Genomic DNA, 18,765 nt, shown 5'->3' on the forward strand with positions numbered 1-18,765 from the left:
CAGGCTTGCCGACGCTGGCGTCAGTTTCAGCGCGGCGCTCGGCCGATGCATACCACCCGGCGCCGACCCAATGGTCTGGCCTTGGGAGGGCCGCGGCGGTACCTGAGAGGTGGTGATTTCTTATGACAGGCAAGAACCCGCTCGAGCGAGAGGCTTTTAACAAGACGGGCACAACCGGACTCGAATCGCCGGAAGGCGATCCTGCAGCGAGCCAATTCGCGATGGATCGGCTCTCGCAGGCGTTTGAGACCAGCGCTCGACGCTGGGAGCTGATCGTTTATCCGACGCTGTTCGCCTTCATCATCCTCGCTGCCTATGGCTTTTATCTCGTGTTCAGCTTGGCCAAGGACGTCCACTATCTGGCCATCAGTGTCGACTCGAATATGACGGTGCTCGCGAGCAACATGCAGTCGATCTCCGACAACATGGGCCAGATGAGCTCGAACGTCCGCACCATGACGGTGGGTGTCGATTCGATGGCGCGGGATGTCGCTACCCTAGAGCCGATGTTGAGCTCGATCGAGACCATGACCCAATCGATGCAGTCGATGACCTTCACCACCGCAACAATGCGCGAAGATCTTGGCTCGATGAATCGCAGTATCGGTCGCCCGATGCACTTTATGAATTCGTTCATGCCTTGGTAAGCCGGCTGGGATCGGGCGAGCCCGCTCTGGCGCTGGTGAGCACGGCCAACTCAGGGCTTGCCCCAGACCAATCCCCTGGCCGCGTGGCGAGCGAGACCGCGGGGACGGCGGCCCCCCAGATTCGTCTCGTCGTTGCGATCTCCTCGCGCGCCCTGTTCGACCTCTCGGAGTCTCATCGCGTCTTCGAAGAGCACGGGGTCGAGGCCTATCATGCCTACCAGGTAGCGCATGAGGGTGAGGTCTTGGCGCCTGGCGTGGCCTTCTCTCTGGTGAAAAAGCTGCTTGCCCTGAATGAACGGCTTGGCGATCGTGGCCGGGTCGAGGTCATCCTGCTCTCGCGCAACAGCAGTGACACGGGGCTGCGGGTCTTCAACGCGATTCGCCATCATGGGCTCGCGATCCATTGCGCGGCCTTTACCAGTGGTGCGAGTCCCTACCGATACGTCTCCGCATTCGGCGCCCATCTCTTCTTGTCGGCGGACCGTGATGATGTGCGCCAGGCGCTCGAAGCGGGCTGCGCCGCGGCGACCATCTTGCCCGCTCCGGCCCGGCCTGCGGTCGACGATGATGAGGAGGAGCTGCGTATCGCCTTCGATGGCGACGCAGTCCTGTTTTCCGATGAGTCGGAGCGGATCTTTCGCGCCGAAGGCTTAGCCGCATTCACCGCCAATGAGGTTGCAGCCGCGCAAAAGCCGTTATCCGATGGACCGTTCAAGGGCTTCCTTGTCGCGCTGCGGCGCATTCAGGCCCTGTTCCCGATCGATGAGGCGCCTTTGCGAACGGCGCTCATCACCGCCCGCGGCGCTCCAACCCATGAGCGGGTGGTGCGCACCTTGCGCGCCTGGAACATCCGTATCGATGAATCACTGTTCCTCGATGGCCTGTCCAAGGGGCCCTTCTTGGCTGCCTTCGATGCCGATATCTTTTTCGACGATCAAGAGCACCATTGCCGCGATACCCAGGGCCATGTGACCACCGGCCATGTGCCGCACGGGATTGCGAACCTGCGAGACGCCTGACCTCGACGCACCGCCGCTTTGGTCAGAGCAAGACCGGTCACAGCAAGACGGTCTTCGAGGGTTCGCCGGGCTGCTCACGCACCAGCCGTGGGACCAGATAGCCAGGCAGCCGCTGCCGGAGTTGGGTGACGAGGGCGCGGGCTTCGACCTCGGGGACGTCAAAATGCGCGGCGCCGCTGACCGGGTCGAGCAGATGCAGGTAGTAGGGCAGTACCCGCGTCGCGATCAGCGCATCTGACAGCTGGGCCAGCGTTGCAACCTCGTCATTGACGCCACGGAGTAACACGCTTTGGTTGAGCAGCGGCGCGCCGAGCTCGGCCAGGCTGAGCAGCGCCAGGCAGGCGTCCCGTCCAAGCTCGGCCGGATGATTGATATGGACCACGATGACGACCTGAAGTCGGCTGCCGGAGAGGATCGCGCAGAGCCTGTCGGTGATCCGGCTCGGCAAGATGCTTGGCAGGCGCGTGTGCAGTCGCAGCCGCTTGAGCTGCGGGAGATCATCGAGACGGGTGATGAGTGCCGCTAGCGCAGTGTCATCGAGCATCAGCGGATCACCGCCGCTGAGGATGACCTCCTCGATATCCGGGGCTTGCTCGAGCGCAGCGATGGCAGCGTTGAACCGATCGCTCCGAGCGCCGGCGTCGGCATAGGGGAAGTGGCGGCGGAAACAGTAGCGGCAGTGTAGCGCGCAGGCGCCGGTCGCGATCAGCAGTGCGCGGCCCTGGTATTTCTGGAGCAGCCCGGGCGCAAGCCGGGCGTTGGCATCACCAACAGGGTCGAGTACGAATCCGGTCGCGGGGCGTGCCTCTGCGGCGAGCGGCAAGACCTGGCGCAAGAGCGGGTCGTTGGGGTCGCCGCGGCGCATCAGTGCCGCGAACCCTCGGGGGACCAAGAGCGGAAAGCGGGGCGAGGGCTGAATCGGTGCGGATAGCTTGGTCGGACTGAGCTCGAGCGCTTGCAGCAGCGCGATCGGGTCGGTAAAGGCCGCCGCCAACGCCTGTTTCCAGCTCGGGGTCTGCCATCGTTGTTGGGTTCGCGCTACCATAGTCGGTTTGGTTTCTGTCCGGTATTGGTGCCCCGAGTCATGACGGCCCAAGTCATAACGCTACCGGGCAGACCATCGCATTGAACGCACGATGCACTGCAAGAGGATCTGATGGCAAGTTACAAGACCAATGAATTCAAAGGCGGGCTGAAGATTATGCTCGATGGCGATCCGTATACGATCGTCGAGAACGAGTTCGTCAAGCCCGGCAAGGGGCAAGCCTTCAACCGCGTCAAGGTCCGCAACCTGAAGACCGGCCGTGTTGTCGAGCGGACCTTCAAGTCTGGCGACTCGGTCGAAGCGGCGGATGTGCTCGAGACCGATCTCCAGTATCTCTACTACGATGGTGAGGTTTGGCACTTCATGGACCCGAGCAGCTTCGAGCAGCTCACTGCTGATGAGGCCGTGATCGGCGAGGCGTCGAAGTGGATCAAGGAACAGGATCTCTGCAGCGTCACGCTCTATAACGGCCAGCCGATCAGTGTTGACCCGCCGAGCTTCGTGGTCCTCGAGATCACCGAGACCGATCCTGGGCTGAAGGGCGATACCTCCGGCGGTGGCGGTAAGCCGGCGACGCTCGAGACCGGGGCGGTGGTGAATGTGCCGCTGTTCGTGCAGACCGGTGAGATGATCAAGGTCGACACGCGCACCGGCTCGTATGTCTCGCGCGCCAAAGAGGAATGATTCGGGTGCTTAGACGATTGTTAGGCGATTATTAGGCAATTGTCAGGCAATTGCCGGCAGCCTGATCGCGATGGCGCAACGGTGAGTCGGACAACGATCGCGCGAGACACGTTGCGAGGTCGCGCTGATGCCGGGCAGGCTTGCTGGCAGCCAAGCGCCTCGATCGATGTCCTGCACGCGCGTGCGCGCATGTTACAGCGGTTGCGAGATTTCTTCGCCGAGCGCGAGGTTTTAGAGGTCGAGACGCCACTGCTCTCGGCAAGCGCGACGACCGATCCGGCCATTGAATCGCTGCGCACCCGCTGGTCTGGGTCTGGCACGGACGCGCCGTCGGGCCAGGGGCTCTACCTGCACAGCTCACCCGAACTGCCGATGAAGCGGTTGCTGGCTGCGGGCAGTGGTCCGATCTATCAGGTCTGCAAGGTCTTTCGCGATGGCGAGCGTGGACGTCGGCATCATCTCGAATTCAGTCTGCTGGAGTGGTACCGGCCCGGCTGGTCTCTGAGTGCATTGATCGATGAGGTCGCCGACCTGCTGCGGGTCATCCTCGATCGGCCGGGGCTTGAGCGCGAGGTGCTGAGCTATCGGCAGTTATTTAGGGATCGGCTGGATGTCGATCCCTGGGGAGCAACTCCTGCAGCGCTCAAGGCCGTGGCGAGGGCGAGCGGCCTTGAAGGCTGCGATCACCTCGAACTGGACCGCGATGGCTGGCTGGACCTGCTGATGAGCCAGTGCCTCGAGCCTGGCCTAGGCCGTGGCTGCATGACCTTCGTCCGCGATTATCCGCCCAGCCAAGCGGCGCTTGCGCGGTTGCGCGAGGGTGATCCGAGCGTCGCCGAGCGCGTCGAGTTGTATCTGGAGGGCATGGAGCTGGCGAATGGCTTCGATGAGCTGACCGACGCCCAAGAGCAGCGTGCGCGATTCGAAGCCGATCAGCGCGTACGCCGGGCTGCGGGACAGCCGGTGCCGCCGATCGATGAGGCCTTCTTGGCTGCACTTGAGGTGGGCATGCCAGCCAGCGCGGGGATTGCATTGGGACTCGATCGGCTGCTGATGTGTGTGCTCGGCGCGGAGCAGATCGACGCGGTGCTGGCGTTTCCGGTCGAGCGCGCCTGAGGCGATTGCTGCCAAATCTCGTATCGCCTTGTTGGTCTTTTCGCCTGCCTTCCGCGTCGCAAAGCCGGGCACATAGCAGGACACACAGCCCGGCGATGCTCCAGACGATCTGCATTGAGGCAGACGAAAATCCGGCGCAATTCTCCGGCGCAATGCGGTACGGGCTTATTCGGCAATCGCCTAAGGCTTCGCCCCAGCTGACTATCAGTCGTGGTCCAGCTGACCGATCTGCTGGCCACAGTGCACAGCTGTGCCCGGTTGCAGGTGCGGCTCCCAGTGCGCGCTGTGCGCGGGAAACAGCAGGATCACGGTCGAGCCCATATTGAAGCGACCGAGCTCATCGCCGCGGCTCAGGCTGGCTCCCCCGTCTCCCGCATCGTCGACGTGGATCGCTTGCGTCCGGGGTGGGGTCAGGCGTCCAGACCAGACGGTTTCGATGCTGCCGACAAAGATGGCGCCGACCAGGATCACGGCCATTGGTCCGGCGTTGGTGTCGAACAGGCAGATGGCGCGCTCGTTGCGCGCGAAGAGATCTGGCACGCCAGCCACCGTGGTCGGGTTGACACTGAACAGCCGACCCGGGACCAGGATGGTCTGTCGCAGGCGACCCGCAATCGGCATATGGATGCGGTGATAATCCCTTGGCGAGAGGTAAAGGGTCGCAAAGAGGCCGTTCTGGAATGAGGCTGCGAGCGACGGATCGCCGCCCAGCAGGCCCTCCAGCGAGTAGTGCTGGCCCTTGGCTTGGATCAGCTTGCCATGATGAATCCTTCCGGCCTGGCTGACGCGGCCATCGACCGGGCAGGCGATGGCATCCGGAAGGCTCGGCAGCGGTCGGGCATCGGCCCGCAGCCTGCGCGTGAAGAAGGCGTTGAAGCTTGGATAGGCGCCTGGATTGGGCTCGGCGGCCTCCGTCAGATCGACGCGGAAGATGCGGACATAGAGCCGAATGATCCAGGCTGTGAGCGCCAGCCAATGGCGGCGGGTCAGCCAGAACATCGCGTTGGACAGGGCGTGCTGCGGCAGCAGGTACTGCAGTCCAACGAACAGGCGGGCGCTAAAGCCGCGTGCTGTGCGGCCTGGGCTGGATCTGGTGGCGGGATGGGTCACTGATAGGGATCGCTACTCTGGTTCGCTAGCCGGGTGAGCTAGTCGGGTGAGCTGGTCGGGTGAGTTGGGTGGATTCGGTAGAGGGATTCGCTAGACGGATTAGGTCGAGGATGAACCGCGGGGATGCGTGGTGCCGGTCTTACTGGTCTGGGTGATTCGTCGCAGCGGTATCAGCCGATTCCGGCACAGCCACCAATGCCTCTGGCCGTTCTGAAAGCATTTTCAGATCATCCGCGACCTTGGCAGCCGGTTGACCGCCGGCGAAGAGGGCAACCAAGCGCGCCCTTGGATCAACCAGGAACAACGGTGGCGGTCCGTCAGCAGCCTCTGCTGGCTCGTTCTGCCCAGCGCCAACCGCTGTCTTCAACTCGGCCAAGCGCTGTTCGGGGGTACTCAATACGCGCAAGCTTGGTGTGAGCTGCTCGAAGTCGCGCGCGAGCGTTGGTGCATCATCGGCGCTGATCTGCAGGAGCTGCAGGCGCTTTCGCAGATCGGGCTGATCAGCGACTCGGTTTGCGATCTCGATCAGGCGCGAGACGCCACGATGGCCGGCCGCGCTCCCTGGCGAGCCGAAGGCGATTAGCGACCACTGTGCGTCGAGGTCGGCGCGGCTGAACGGGCCTTGAGGTCCATGCAGATCAAGCTCGGGCAGTTCGACGGGCGGGCGCAGTAAGACGCCATCGATACGCAGTGGGGGCTGCTGGGCGGTTTGAAACTGGTTGCCCCACTGGTAGCCGACGATAAACAGACCGACGGCGGCGACCGCCATGATCAAGCGGGCAATGAAGGGGCGAGAGGAGCGCTGCATGCTCAGGCCTGAGACGAGCGAGCAGGGTGGACATTGGCCAGGCCAGGCCCCATCACAGATGACATCAGGGTTTGGAGCGCAGTGGGGTGCATCGCTGAGACCAGAGGTGTCGCTGAGACCAGAGGTGAAAAGGAGCAGATGTGTAAAGGAGCGAAGAGCGGCTTGGAGCCTCGTGAGTATAGCGACGCTCGCACTGTTGCCTCAACCAGCCGCAGCCGCAGCCGACTCCGGGCTGGGCGCGCTCATCATAACCCTGAATTCCACCATGATGACGATGCCACCAAGTTGACGAGGTCAAGCGCATGAGCGAGAAGATCGAGAAGACCGAGGCCGAATGGCGCGCTCAGTTGAGCGCCGAGCAATACCGGGTGCTGCGTGAGCATGGGACTGAGCCGGCCTTCAGCGGTGCTTACTTCGACACCAAAGCGCCCGGTCGTTACCGCTGTGCAGCTTGCGGAGCGGAATTATTCGACGCCGAGCACAAGTTCGACTCCGGCACCGGCTGGCCGAGCTTCTTCGCGCCGCTGAACGAGTCGGCGGTCGAGACTGACACCGACACGAGTTATGGCATGCGTCGAACCGAAGTGCATTGCGCACGATGTCATTCCCATCTCGGGCATGTGTTTCCGGATGGGCCGAGGCCGACGGGCCTGCGCTACTGCATCAACTCGGTGTCTTTGGAGCTGGAGCCTAAGGCCTAAGGCCTAAGGCCTAAGGCCTGAGGCCGCAGTCGTCCCGATCCTGTCGTCGTTACCCTGGAACAAGCGCTTCATGGTGCGGGGTGTGGCGACGCCTGATCGACGTTACCCTGACGCTCTCGCGACACGCTCGCGACACGCTCGCGAAGCATGCTCCGAGGTGGCACCGCGCCAGATGAGCGTTAAAGGCTGCCTGCGCCACAGAAGGATGACGGCTGCGTGCTATGCTCGCGAGCGTTTCTCAAAGTGGTCTTTTCATGCGGTCTTTTCATGCGGTCTTTTAGGGTGTCGTTCATGTGCGTTCTGTTCCCTTCGCGGGCGGTTGCTGGCTCATTGCTCGGCCTATTGCTTGGCCTGTTGGTCTCGCCCATGCTGGCAGGCGTTGCCGTCGCTGGACCGGTCGAGCAGGCCCTGGCGCTGCAGGATGCCAGTCTGGTGGTCAGCGATGGCCGCCGCCTGCTGATCGCCGATGAGCCAGATCGGCTGTTGGTTCCGGCTTCGACCATGAAGCTGATCACCGCCTTGGCTGCGATTGAGCGTTGGGGGTTGAAGCACCGCTTCGAAACGCGCTTCTATCTGGGCCGCGATGGCCGTCTCTGGGTGAAAGGTGGCGGCGATCCCTACCTGGTCTCAGAGGAGCTGGATCGGGTGGTGAGTGCACTGAAGGCTGTTGGCGTGCGAACAGTATCTGGGCTTGGACTCGATGCCCAATTGTTTGGAACGCAGGTTGTCATCCCCGGTCGCTCATCGAGCAATAATCCCTACGACGCGCCTGTGACTGCGCTCGCGGTCAACTTCAACACCGCAAGCCTGCTGGTGTCGGCCGGGCGTGTCACCAGCGCCGAGATGCAAACCCCGATCACGCCGACAGCGCAGCGGCTCGGCCGCGGCCTCGGGGATGGCAAGCACCGCATCAATCTTGTTGATGGTGAGACCGCACTGGGCCATTTTGGCGAGGTCTTGAAGGCCAAGCTGCAGCAGGGCGGTCTTCAGGTTGGGGAGCAGGTTGAGAGGGGCGCAGTCCCGCCGTCGGCGAAGCTGGTCTACACCCATCGCAGCAGCCAAACGCTCGGCCAGGTAGTCAAGAACATGCTCGAATATTCGACCAACTTCGTTGCCAACGATCTGTTCCTATTGCTCGGCGAGCAGAACGGCCGCGCGAGCATGGCCAGCGCGCAGCAGACCATGGAGCGCTGGGCGCGGCAGACCTTTGGCTGGCGGGATTTCAGCATCGAAGACGGCGCCGGCCTCTCGCGTGGGAATCGCCTCAGCGGTCGGCAGATGTTAGATGTTCTCGAGCGGCTGCGGCCGCATCTCGATCTGCTGTCGGCGCAAGATAATGCTGCGGACGTGCGTGCGAAGACCGGCACCCTGCGCGGGGTCAGCACCTATGCTGGTTTTGTGCGCCGCGGGCGCGACTGGCTGCCGTTTAGCCTGATGATCAATCAGCCGGTGGCCTATGGCTTCCGTCTCGAGGTGGCGAGCGCCTTGACCCAGCACTCGGCGTTGCGCGGGAACTGATGCTGCGCATGGACTGGCTAGGCATTGCACACTGGCGTAGACCGCGATTGCGGGCGGCGTGCGAAGCCCACTCTCTGCGCCCAAGGCCCCGGTTCAGCTCGAGCCTGATCTCGATGACAGCACGCTGTGCGCGAGCGTTGATCGCGTTCGCGCTCATCCTTGGGCTCGCCAGCGGTTGTGCGGGCACAGCGCTCGCGCCGTCCCTCGATACAGGGGCACGGTCGGATTCAATGTCAGCCGATCGGGGCTCCGCGCTGCCGGTCTATCTCAAAGGCATTGGCGGCAAAGGCTATCCCTCGCTCGCACCCTTGCTGCGTCCGATCACACCGGCGGTCGTCAACATCTCGGTCGATTCCGAGACCCGGCTCGAGGAGCATCCATTCCTGCGCGACCCGGCGTTCCGGCGTTTCCTGGAGCGTTTTGATCTGCCGTTACCCGAATCGGTGCAACGTCAGCGTACCCAGAGCGCCGGCTCGGGCGTGATTATCGACGCCAAGCGCGGCTATGTGCTGACGAATGCGCATGTGATTCGCGACGCAACCGAGATCACCGTCACCCTCAAAGACCGGCGCAGCTTTCGGGCGACCTTGATCGGCAGTGATGCCAGCGCCGATACCGCCGTGCTGCGAATTCCACCAGTGCGCGTACCGGCTCTGCGTTTTGGCGACTCTTCCGCACTGGAGGTTGGCGACTTCGTGGTCGCGATCGGTAATCCGTTCGGCATCGGCCAGACCGTCACCTCCGGCATCGTCAGTGCCGTCGGGCGCGGCGGTATCGCCGGTGACACCCTCGGTGGCCTCATCCAAACCGATGCCTCGATCAATCCAGGTAACTCCGGCGGCCCGCTGGTGAACCTGGCTGGCGAGGTTGTCGGTATTAACACGGCCCTCATCGGACCCTCCGGCGGCAACGTCGGTATCGGCTTCTCGGTGCCGAGCAACCGCGTCCAGCGCGCCATGCGGCGCATCATCGGTCAGCGTTAAGCAACTGCTCGTAGCGCCTCGGTTGCGGTGGATGGTTGCGGTGGATGTCTGCGGTGGATGTCTGCGGTGAATATCCAGTGAGTCGCCGACGGCGGCTGAGGCGTTGTCATCAAACTGCAATCTTATAGTCATATCATATCAATAGTTAAGGGACACAATAGGTGACTCGATTCACCCCCCTGATGGAGTCTCTCCATGAAGAAATCTGTAATTGCCATTGCCGTCCTTGGCACGCTCTCCCTGTCGTCGCAGGCGATGGCGCGCGATACCATCAATATCGTCGGTTCCTCAACGGTGTTCCCGTTCGCGACCACGGTTGCTGAGAACTTCGGTAACGCGACTGAGTTCAACACGCCGAAGATCGAGTCGACCGGCTCGGGCGGCGGCATGAAGCTGTTCTGCGCTGGTGTTGGTGTCGAGCATCCGGACGTGACCAACGCCTCTCGGCGGATGAAGGTCTCTGAGTTCGAGCAGTGCCAGGACAACGGCGTGAAGGAGATCACCGAGGTCGTCATCGGTTATGACGGCATCGCTGTCGCCAACTCGAAGAAGGCGCCGCAGCTTGAGCTGTCGCTGCGCGACCTGTGGCTGGCACTGGCGAAGGATGTGCCAAACCCAGAGGGCGGCGAAGAGCTGGTGGCTAACCCCTACAAGACCTGGAAGGACGTCAACCCAGACCTGCCCGACGTCGCCATCGAGGTGCTCGGCCCACCGCCGACCTCAGGTACCCGTGATGCCTTCGCCGAGATCGCAATGGAAGGAGGCTGCAAGACCTTCGATTGGATCGCCGCGATGAAGAAGGAAGACAAGAACCAGTACAAGGCCGTCTGCCGCTCGGTGCGTGAGGACGGTGCCTACGTCGAGGCTGGTGAGAACGACAACCTGATCGTGCAAAAGCTCGACTCGAACGCGGATGCGCTCGGCGTCTTCGGCTTCAGCTTCTTGGATCAGAACGCTGACAAGCTGCAGGGCACCATCATCGACGGCGTTGAGCCGACCTTCGACAACATCGCCAGCGGTGACTATCCGGTCTCGCGCTCGCTGTACTTCTATGTCAAGAACGCCCATGTTGGCACCATTCCTGGCATCCAGGAGTACGTCACCGCTTTCACCAGCGAGAATGCCTGGGGCCCGGATGGCTATCTGCCGAGCAAGGGGCTGATCCCGCTGCCGGACGACATGCGTGCGAAGGTCGCCAAGTCATCGCAGGCGTTGGAGCCGATGTCCAGCCCGGAATAAAAGCTGGCTCGATCCGCGATGTGGCCGTTGCGCGGCATCGTGGCTCGCAATCGCCAGCGGCCTGTGAGGGCTGCTGGCGTGTTGCGTTTTAGCTGTTCAGACACTCATCAAGACCGCGAGCCCTTATGAGCCCTTCGCTGTTGTTGTTTATCATCCTGGCCGCTATGGCGTTGGCCTATCACCTGGGGCGTAAGCGTGCCATTGGCGTGGCTGGCGGCATCACTCAGATCAACCGCCTGCACTCATTGCCGGCCTATTACGGTTACTACGCCGCGCTCTGGGTCGGCCTCCCGTCCTTGCTGTTGCTACTGTTCTGGGCCGGTTTACAGGGCCAGATCCTGACCGCGCTGACCCTTGCCGAGCTGCCGCTGGAGACCACCGCCAACCTCTCTGAGGGCCAGCTGAGTCTATTGGTGAGCGATATCCGTAACCTGGCCGACGGCAACCTGATGGGCCGTGAGCCAAGCGCGGAGGTTGAGGCGGCCGCTGCCCATTATCAGCGGCTGCAGGGCATCGCCACGGCAACGCTCTGGGCACTAGTCGGTGCCATGGTGCTGGCCGGTATGGCTTGGGCCTGGCAGCACACCACGCCGAGCTTCCGGGCCCGCAATCGGGTCGAGTCGATTGCGATGATCGTGCTGATCCTGTTCTCCTCAATCGCAATCCTGACCACACTTGGCATCGTGCTCTCGGTGCTGTTCGAATCGATTCGCTTTTTTCAACAGGTGCCTTGGACCGAGTTTCTGTTCGGTACCAAATGGAGCCCGCAGATCGCACTGCGTGCGGAGCAGGTGGGGGCTTCAGGGGCCTTTGGCGCCATCCCGCTGTTCACTGGCACCTTGCTGATCTCGTTTATTGCCATGTTGCTGGCGGTGCCGGTGGGGCTGCTGTCGGCGGTCTATCTGGCTGAGTACGCACCACGCCAGGTGCGCGCCTGGGCCAAGCCGGTGCTGGAGATCTTGGCCGGTATTCCGACCGTGGTCTATGGCTTCTTCGCCGCTCTCACGGTCGCTCCCTTCATGCGCGGGCTAGGCGAGAGTGTCGGCCTCGACATTGCCTCCGAGAGTGCGCTCGCGGCTGGCTTGGTGATGGGCATTATGATCATCCCCTTTGTTTCCTCGCTCTCAGAGGATGTCATCAACGCCGTGCCGCAATCGTTGCGCGACGGCTCCTATGCGCTGGGCGCGACCCAATCCGAGACCATCCGCCGAGTGATCTTCCCGGCTGCGCTGCCGGGGATTGTCGGCGGTGTACTACTGGCGGTCTCGCGCGCGATCGGCGAGACCATGATCGTGGTGATGGCCGCCGGCTTGGCCGCGAACCTGACCGCGAATCCGTTCGAGAGCGTGACCACGGTGACGGTGCAGATTGTCACCCTGCTCACCGGTGACCAGGAGTTCGATAGTGCCAAGACCCTGGCCGCTTTCGCGCTTGGACTCACGCTTTTCGTCGTCACGCTGATTCTCAATGTCATCGCGCTGCACATCGTGCGCAAATACCGTGAACAGTATGAGTAACAGATCAACTGCAAGCGGCACGCGCCGCAGCCCGAGAGAGATCGTCGAGGCGAGCCTCAAGCGCCGCTATGCGACCGAGCGCCGGTTCCGGCTGTTCGGCGCCAGCGCCGTGGTGCTTGGGCTCAGCTTCGTGCTGATCCTCTTTGTCAGCATCGTCAGCAAAGGTTACACGGCCTTTTTCCAGTCCTATGTTGAGCTGCCGGTGGCCTTTAATGCCGAGCTGATCGATCCGAGCGGGAAGCTGGCCGAGGGTGGCCTGGATGAGATCGAGATTGCGCGGCAACTGCGGTCTGTGAACTTCTTGAAGCTTGCTCGTGACGCCCTACGCGCCGAGTTTCCAGAGGTCACGGGCCGGACCCAGCGGCGCAGTCTGGACGCGTTGCTCAGCCCAGGGGCACCCTTGCAGCTGCGGCAGATGGTGACCAGCGACCCGGCGGTGATTGGTAGCGAGCGTTCGGTCCGGCTGCTGGTCGATGATGACGTCGACATGTTCATGAAGGGACGGTCGACGCCGATCTCGCGTCTCGATGGCACTGGTGTTGCCTCCGTCGAAGGTGATCTGGACAAGATCGGCAAAGCGGTTGTTGTCCGGGTCACGGATGACGGCTTGTTGCCACTCCTCGAGCGGGCTCGGGCTCGCCTCGTCGACAACGCCGACCGACTAGCGCGCCAGCAGGCGCGTCTGCAGCGCTCGCGGGATGCTCAGACCGCGCTGCTCGAGCAAGGTGGACTGAGCGATGACCAAGCGGGCGAAGCTGAGCGTGAAGCGGCTCGCAATGAGCGCGATATGGCACAGCTGGAGACCAAGATCCAGGCCTTACGCGCAGAGGCCGAAGGGAGCGATGAGTTGGTGCTCAGCGCGGAGGCACCGAGTTTCCTGCTGCGTATCAACGATGGGCTGATCAAGCTGGTGGCGTTGGAGCCGAACAGCGCACGCGGTGAGCTATTGGTGCCACCGGCCTCGGCCGCGCCAGCCGAGGCTGGCACCTGGGAGACGCTCGAGCTGACGACGCCCCAGGATGCGCGCCGACTCACGGATCAGCAACTCGCCTGGGTGCTGCAGTTGCAGCATGAGGGGCTGCTGAGCAAGCGCTTCAATGTTCCCTTCTTCACCAATGGCACCTCGCGCGAGCCGGAGCTGGCCGGTATTGCCGGTGCGGTGCTGGGGTCATTCTATACCTTGGTGTTGACGCTGCTGTTCTCGTTCCCGATTGCCGTCGGAGCGGCCTTATATCTGGAGGAGTTTGCGCCGAAGAATCGCATTACCGATCTGATCGAGGTGAATATCAACAACCTGGCCGCGGTGCCGTCGATCGTTTTCGGTCTGCTGGGACTTGCGGTGTTCATCAATTTCTTTGGCGTGCCACGCTCGACACCCCTGGTGGCGGCGATGGTGTTGACCCTAATGACGCTGCCGACGATCATCATCGCCAGTCGGGCGGCGCTGAAATCGGTGCCGCCTTCAATCCGCGAAGCCGCGTTGGGGGTTGGTGCCTCGCCGCTGCAGACCCGGCTCCATCATGTTCTGCCATTGGCGCTGCCGGGGATGATGACCGGCACCATCATCGGCATGGCCCAGGCACTGGGCGAGAGTGCGCCGCTGCTGATGATTGGCATGATTGCCTTCATTGTTGACATACCGCAGGGGTTCACGGACGCGGCCACGGTGCTGCCCGTGCAGATCTTCCTGTGGGCGGATAGCCCCGAGCGTGGCTTTGTCGAGCGCACCTCGGCCGCGATCATGGTGCTATTGGCCTTCCTCATCCTAATGAACCTAACCGCTGTGCTGCTACGCAGACGCTTCGAGCGGCGCTGGTAATGAGATCCCCTAATGAATATGACCGCTGAAGCTATTGCAGTGAAACCGATTAACCTGACGGCCGATCACTTAGCGCAAGATCAATCCACGACCATCACGGTCGGTGAGATCAGCTCGCCGAATCCACGCATGGAGTGTCGAGACGTCAACGTTTGGTACAACGCCAACCAGGCGATCAAGAACGTGAGTCTCGATATCGGCCAAAATGAGGTGATCGCGATGATCGGTCCCTCGGGCTGCGGTAAGTCGACCTTCCTGCGCTGCCTGAATCGAATGAACGACACGATTCCGGCAGCGCGGGTGGAAGGCTCGATCCAGCTCGATGGCCAAGAGATCCAGGACAAGAGCATCGATGTGGTGCCGCTGCGGGCCCGAGTCGGCATGGTGTTTCAGAAGCCGAACCCGTTCCCAAAGTCGATCTACGAGAACATCGCTTACGGCCCCCGTATCCATGGACTGACCAACAGCCGCGCCGAGCTCGATGAGCTGGTCGAGACCAGCCTGCAGCGCGCGGGCCTGTGGAAAGAGGTCAAGGATCGGCTCGACGCGCCCGGCACCGGCCTCTCGGGCGGCCAACAGCAACGTCTCTGTATCGCCCGCACCCTCTCGGTCTCACCTGAAGTGATCCTGATGGACGAGCCCTGCTCGGCCTTGGACCCGATCGCGACCGCGATCATCGAAGAGCTGATCGATGAACTGCGCCAGCAGTACACCATCGCCATCGTCACCCACTCGATGCAACAGGCCGCGCGCGTGTCACAGCGCACCGCCTACTTCCATCTCGGCGATCTGGTCGAGGTCGGCACCACCGATGACATCTTCAATCAGCCCAAGCACAAGCTGACCGAGGACTACATCACTGGCCGTTTCGGCTAGGTCGGCTCAAGCCACTCCAGCCGCTTGAACGGTAACGCCGGCCGGGCTGGCACGACGGGGCCAGCCTGCGCCTTTAGCGGTTGGATGAGGCGGGGCGTTCGCTGCGAAGACGGTCAATCAGCAACTCACGGTTGCGGAAGCGCACATCCTCACCGGTAATCACATAGACGACCTGCTCGGCGATGTTGTTGGCGTGGTTGCCGGTGCGCTCCAATGCATGAGCCACGGTGAGCAGGCTGGCGAAGTGATCGCCGCTCAGTCCCGTGGCCGGGTCGAACAGGCTGCTGCGCACTTGACCACTTGCGCCACTGAGTCGCGAGTCCGCCTGGAAAACGGCAACGGCCTTCTGCAGATCGGCCTCGACGAGGCCAGAGACAGCATCCTGCAGCAGCTCACAGTCGATGTCCATCAACCGTTGCATCGGCTCGATGGCCAATTCCGGTAAGAGTGGGCGGGTCTCGGTATCGATCAGCTTCAGGCAATGCTTTGCAATGCGCTTGGCCTTGTCGCCGGCCCGTTCCAGCTCGCCCACGATGCGCGCCGTCGCCAAGACGAGGCGAAGGTCGATCGCGGTTGGCTGCCGCTTGGCGATGACGCGAAACACCTCTTCATCGGCGGCCAGGCTGAGTGCGTCGACATCGGGGTCGCGGTCGACGACCTCGCGGGCGAGCGCGCTGCTGTTGGTCGCAAGTGCCTCGACTGCATCCCTCGTCTGCCGAGCCACGGCAGAGACCATGTCGACGACCAGGCTTCGGAAATGGGCAAGCTCAAGGTCGTAGGCGCTTACGATATGATGATGATCGTCGTGCGTCTGCATCGATTCTAGCCTCTGATGTCGGGATATGGTGTGGGGCTTGGGGTCTGTGGGCGCTGACGCCTTGCCGAGCTGAGATTTTCGCATAGAAGTGTGAGGTAGAGGGCAGTGTTAGATAGAGGGGATTGTCTTGGGTGCAATGATTTCGATCGGATGCAATGGTTCGACGCTCGCTCGTTTCCGCTCAGTGTGAACGGCGCCAGGAGCCAGTCGAGTGAGCCCTGATGCGCTGCAGGCGATGCAGTGGCAGTGGCCGCGGTATCGAGCGCATTTATCTGCGCGCGTGCTTGCGCGCGATCGCGGTCACTTGGGGCTCGACGCCACAGTGGCGACTGATCTAGCGAACTCCATCCCGATCGCGCCGCCGCCGCTGCATGGGCTCGCGCGGGCGTCTTTCGTCGAATGGCGCTACTTCGCGGTGCTATCGCCGGCGTTTCACGGCATCGTCGGCTTGGCGCTGGTGAATCCGGATCATCGCTTTCAGCGCATCGCTGAGGGCGGTCTGCTGTTGATTATCGCTGGCGTCGTGGATCGTCCGCGACTGCCGATCTCGGTTGCCGCGGCTAACGAGAGCGGCCCGTTGCTTGGCGGCGAGACGGCGGAGCTGTGCTGGATGCATCTGTTCGCGCCTGAGGCCTGCGCATTCGATCCGTCCGGCCCAGACTCGCCTCGGGTTAGCCTGCGCGCTGGCGATGCCGACTGTTGTCTCGAGCTCCGCCAAGCCAGTGCTGCCGAGGCATCGCTTGTCGTCGAATCGGGGCAGGGGCTCAAGCTGCGCCTTGCGCATGCCGGTGTGCCAGGCGCGGCCTTGCCCAATGCGCTCGATACGCGTCTTGATGGCTGGCTCGGCCGGGCCTTGGGGGCGCATTGGCAGGTGCAATGCCCATCGCCGATGGCCTGGTCCGATGGCGAGCTGATGCTTGAGCCCGGCCTTTTAGACGGATGTGCCGAGGCGTCAGGCGGCATCAATCCCTGCTATGCATCGGCTGCATTGCGGGCGCGTGTTGCCTCTGGCGAGCAGGTGTTGACTTGGCAGGCTGCGAGCGCCTACGCCGAGCATAGCTTCGGGATTCGGCCGTTGCCGTTGCAGGGCTGGGACTTTTTGTTTGTGCCCAAGCCGGAGACGAGCGAGGCGCTGGTCCTGCAGACCTATCGCGGCAGCCAAGCGCTGCGCTATGTCGAGGTCTGTTGGCTGCAGGATGGAGCGCTTCGACAGTGGCGTTTTCCGGCGGAGAGTCTTCGGCTAGACTGGTCCGAGCGGGTGTACGACCCAGTGCTCGGCGTGCAACGGCCATTGCGGCGGCGGATCGAGGCTGCGGCTGGCGGCCTGCGGCTGAGCCTCGACAACCGCGTGTTGCATCGGATGCCATTGCTGCGCCGGCAGCGGCTTGCGGTGCGGCACTTCTTCATCAGCGAAGAGATCGGTATCGCTGATTGGCGCTTGAGCGATGATTCCGGCCGCGTGCTGGTCGAGGTGCAAGGTCAGCCTTGCGGTGGAGAGCTTGCGCATCGTCGCTATAGGGTGCCGCGGTGTTAGGGCGATGATGCTTCTCTGGGCGATGATGCTTGTCTGGCGATGATTCTTGGGGCGCTAGGGTAGTGTTCCCTGCTGTTGAGGAAACGTTTGATGTTGTTGAGGCGCTTTCGAGGACTCTTTTCCAACGATTTGGCGATCGATCTGGGAACGGCGAATACGGTGATCTATACCCGCGGGCAAGGGATTGTGCTGAACGAGCCCTCGGTGGTTGCGATTCGTCAGGATAGCGCGACCGGGCGCAAGTCGCTGGTCGCAGTCGGTGCCGAAGCGAAGCGGATGCTCGGGCGAACACCGCAGAATCTGACCGCGATCCGGCCGATGAAGGACGGCGTGATCGCTGACTTCACGATCACCGAAAAGATGCTGCAGTATTTTCTGCAGAAGGTGCACCAGTCGTCGGTGATTCGTCCCAGCCCGCGTGTGCTGATCTCCGTGCCCTGCGGCTCGACCCAGGTGGAGCGGCGCGCGATCAAAGAGCTGGCGATCGGGGCGGGTGCACGTGAGGTCTATCTGATTGACGAGCTGATGGCGGCAGCGGTTGGCGCCGAGCTGCCCGTGCATGAGCCGCGCGGCTCGATGGTGTTGGACATTGGCGGTGGAACCTCGGAGGTTGCGGTCATTTCATTGAATGGGATTGTGTTTTCCCAGTCAGTTCGGATTGGTGGTGACAACTTTAATGACGTCATCATCAGTTATGTGCGTCGCCATTTCGGTAGCGTCATCGGCCAGGCGGTGGCCGAGCACATCAAGCACAGTATTGGGTCGGCCTTTCCGAGCAGCGAGGTCAATGAGCTTGAGGTCAAGGGCCGCAATCTCACCGAGGGCATGCCGCGCAGCTTCACGCTCAATAGCCAACAAGTCCTAGAGGCTTTGCAGGAGCTGCTGATGGGGATTGTGATGGTGGTTAAGCAGGCGCTCGAACAGACCCCGCCGGAGCTGGGGGCGGATGTTGCCGGGCGCGGCATTGTCATCACGGGTGGCGGCGCGCTCCTGCGCGATATCGATCGTCTGATTGCCGAGGAGACCTGTCTGCCCGTGGTGGTTGCGGAAGATCCGCTCACCTGCGTGGCGCGTGGCGGAGGCAAGGTGCTCGAGCAGATCGATCGGCGTGGCATCGATCTCCTGCGTCGTGAGTAGCACGGATAGACAAAGGTCTCGTAGCGCCGATAGGCACCGGCCTAAGGGCTTACGAGGCGGATTGTTCAGGGCCGCCATTATGTGATCGGCTCCAGTGCGGGATTCCTGATGGGCGGGATTCCTGATGGTCAGGATAGCAGTGGTTCGCTGAAGGCGGCGGGGCAATCGCTTTCCGCTAGAGCCTGTTGTCTCGAG

16 protein-coding genes and 2 pseudogenes are annotated in these 18,765 nt (G+C 62.5%); 14 read left to right on the forward strand and 4 right to left on the reverse strand.

All coding sequences use genetic code 11. The features are described 5' to 3' along the window. Positions 1–122 precede the first annotated feature (122 nt). Positions 123–647, forward strand: a complete 525-nt coding sequence (locus tag CKO42_RS16160; RefSeq protein ID WP_420844321.1) for a hypothetical protein — start codon at positions 123–125, stop codon at positions 645–647. Between the two features lie 83 nt (positions 648–730). After that, the gene (locus tag CKO42_RS16165) at positions 731–1,666 is read left to right on the forward strand and encodes a 5'-nucleotidase (RefSeq protein ID WP_200246344.1); all 936 of its coding nucleotides are present in this window, start codon (positions 731–733) and stop codon (positions 1,664–1,666) included. Positions 1,667–1,703: 37 nt separating this feature from the next. Here CKO42_RS16165 and epmB read toward each other — a convergent pair whose 3' ends face one another. Continuing rightward, complete coding sequence (epmB, locus tag CKO42_RS16170) at positions 1,704–2,711, reverse strand: EF-P beta-lysylation protein EpmB (RefSeq protein WP_200246264.1); 1,008 nt, start codon at positions 2,709–2,711, stop codon at positions 1,704–1,706. 111 nt (positions 2,712–2,822) lie between these two features. Between epmB and efp the strand changes: the two genes are divergently transcribed. Both efp and epmA read left to right on the forward strand, forming a co-directional pair. Next, positions 2,823–3,395, forward strand: a complete 573-nt coding sequence (efp, locus tag CKO42_RS16175) for an elongation factor P (RefSeq protein ID WP_200246266.1) — start codon at positions 2,823–2,825, stop codon at positions 3,393–3,395. Between the two features lie 81 nt (positions 3,396–3,476). Next, positions 3,477–4,511 (forward strand): EF-P lysine aminoacylase EpmA, encoded by a 1,035-nt coding sequence (gene epmA / locus CKO42_RS16180; RefSeq protein ID WP_420844322.1) that lies wholly within the window; start codon positions 3,477–3,479, stop codon positions 4,509–4,511. A gap of 204 nt (positions 4,512–4,715) precedes the next feature. Here epmA and asd read toward each other — a convergent pair whose 3' ends face one another. Together asd and CKO42_RS16190 are read right to left on the reverse strand one after the other, a co-directional pair. Then, the gene (gene asd, locus CKO42_RS16185) at positions 4,716–5,561 is read right to left on the reverse strand and encodes an archaetidylserine decarboxylase (RefSeq protein WP_242479446.1); all 846 of its coding nucleotides are present in this window, start codon (positions 5,559–5,561) and stop codon (positions 4,716–4,718) included. 199 nt (positions 5,562–5,760) lie between these two features. Further along, positions 5,761–6,429 (reverse strand): hypothetical protein, encoded by a 669-nt coding sequence (locus CKO42_RS16190; RefSeq protein WP_200246268.1) that lies wholly within the window; start codon positions 6,427–6,429, stop codon positions 5,761–5,763. Positions 6,430–6,731: 302 nt separating this feature from the next. Between CKO42_RS16190 and msrB the strand changes: the two genes are divergently transcribed. The 8 genes and pseudogenes from msrB to pstB all read left to right on the forward strand — a co-directional run bounded on the left by msrB (position 6,732) and on the right by pstB (position 15,082). Next, positions 6,732–7,130, forward strand: coding sequence for a peptide-methionine (R)-S-oxide reductase MsrB (gene msrB / locus CKO42_RS16195; protein ID WP_200246269.1), 399 nt, complete (start codon positions 6,732–6,734; stop codon positions 7,128–7,130). Between the two features lie 291 nt (positions 7,131–7,421). After that, positions 7,422–8,648 (forward strand): D-alanyl-D-alanine carboxypeptidase/D-alanyl-D-alanine-endopeptidase, encoded by a 1,227-nt coding sequence (locus CKO42_RS16200; protein WP_242479440.1) that lies wholly within the window; start codon positions 7,422–7,424, stop codon positions 8,646–8,648. A gap of 113 nt (positions 8,649–8,761) precedes the next feature. Continuing rightward, positions 8,762–9,631, forward strand: a complete 870-nt coding sequence (locus CKO42_RS16205) for a trypsin-like peptidase domain-containing protein (RefSeq protein ID WP_200246274.1) — start codon at positions 8,762–8,764, stop codon at positions 9,629–9,631. A 195-nt stretch (positions 9,632–9,826) separates the two neighbouring features. Further along, positions 9,827–10,870 (forward strand): substrate-binding domain-containing protein, encoded by a 1,044-nt coding sequence (locus CKO42_RS16210; protein WP_200246277.1) that lies wholly within the window; start codon positions 9,827–9,829, stop codon positions 10,868–10,870. A gap of 125 nt (positions 10,871–10,995) precedes the next feature. After that, on the forward strand, positions 10,996–12,387 hold the full coding sequence (gene pstC, locus CKO42_RS16215) for a phosphate ABC transporter permease subunit PstC (RefSeq protein WP_200246280.1): 1,392 nt from the start codon (positions 10,996–10,998) through the stop codon (positions 12,385–12,387). Then, a pseudogene (locus tag CKO42_RS27385) lies at positions 12,380–12,886 on the forward strand (DUF3333 domain-containing protein); the annotation flags it as partial. The gene pstC and the pseudogene CKO42_RS27385, both read left to right, overlap by 8 nt. A gap of 525 nt (positions 12,887–13,411) precedes the next feature. After that, positions 13,412–14,206 (forward strand): annotated as a pseudogene (gene pstA, locus CKO42_RS27390) (phosphate ABC transporter permease PstA); the annotation flags it as partial. Between the two features lie 129 nt (positions 14,207–14,335). Continuing rightward, positions 14,336–15,082, forward strand: coding sequence for a phosphate ABC transporter ATP-binding protein PstB (gene pstB, locus CKO42_RS16225; protein ID WP_420844325.1), 747 nt, complete (start codon positions 14,336–14,338; stop codon positions 15,080–15,082). Between the two features lie 73 nt (positions 15,083–15,155). On the opposite strand, the gene phoU is transcribed toward pstB, so the two are convergent. Then, the gene (gene phoU / locus CKO42_RS16230) at positions 15,156–15,899 is read right to left on the reverse strand and encodes a phosphate signaling complex protein PhoU (protein WP_200246291.1); all 744 of its coding nucleotides are present in this window, start codon (positions 15,897–15,899) and stop codon (positions 15,156–15,158) included. Between the two features lie 211 nt (positions 15,900–16,110). Between phoU and CKO42_RS16235 the strand changes: the two genes are divergently transcribed. Together CKO42_RS16235 and CKO42_RS16240 are read left to right on the forward strand one after the other, a co-directional pair. Next, positions 16,111–17,433: a hypothetical protein gene (locus CKO42_RS16235; protein ID WP_200246293.1), complete on the forward strand. Its 1,323-nt coding sequence runs from the start codon at positions 16,111–16,113 to the stop codon at positions 17,431–17,433. A gap of 90 nt (positions 17,434–17,523) precedes the next feature. After that, on the forward strand, positions 17,524–18,570 hold the full coding sequence (locus tag CKO42_RS16240) for a rod shape-determining protein (RefSeq protein ID WP_274608929.1): 1,047 nt from the start codon (positions 17,524–17,526) through the stop codon (positions 18,568–18,570). The last annotated feature ends 195 nt before the right edge of the window (positions 18,571–18,765 follow it).

The sequence above is a fragment of the Lamprobacter modestohalophilus genome (genome assembly GCF_016583905.1).
GTDB lineage: Bacteria > Pseudomonadota > Gammaproteobacteria > Chromatiales > Chromatiaceae > Lamprobacter > Lamprobacter modestohalophilus.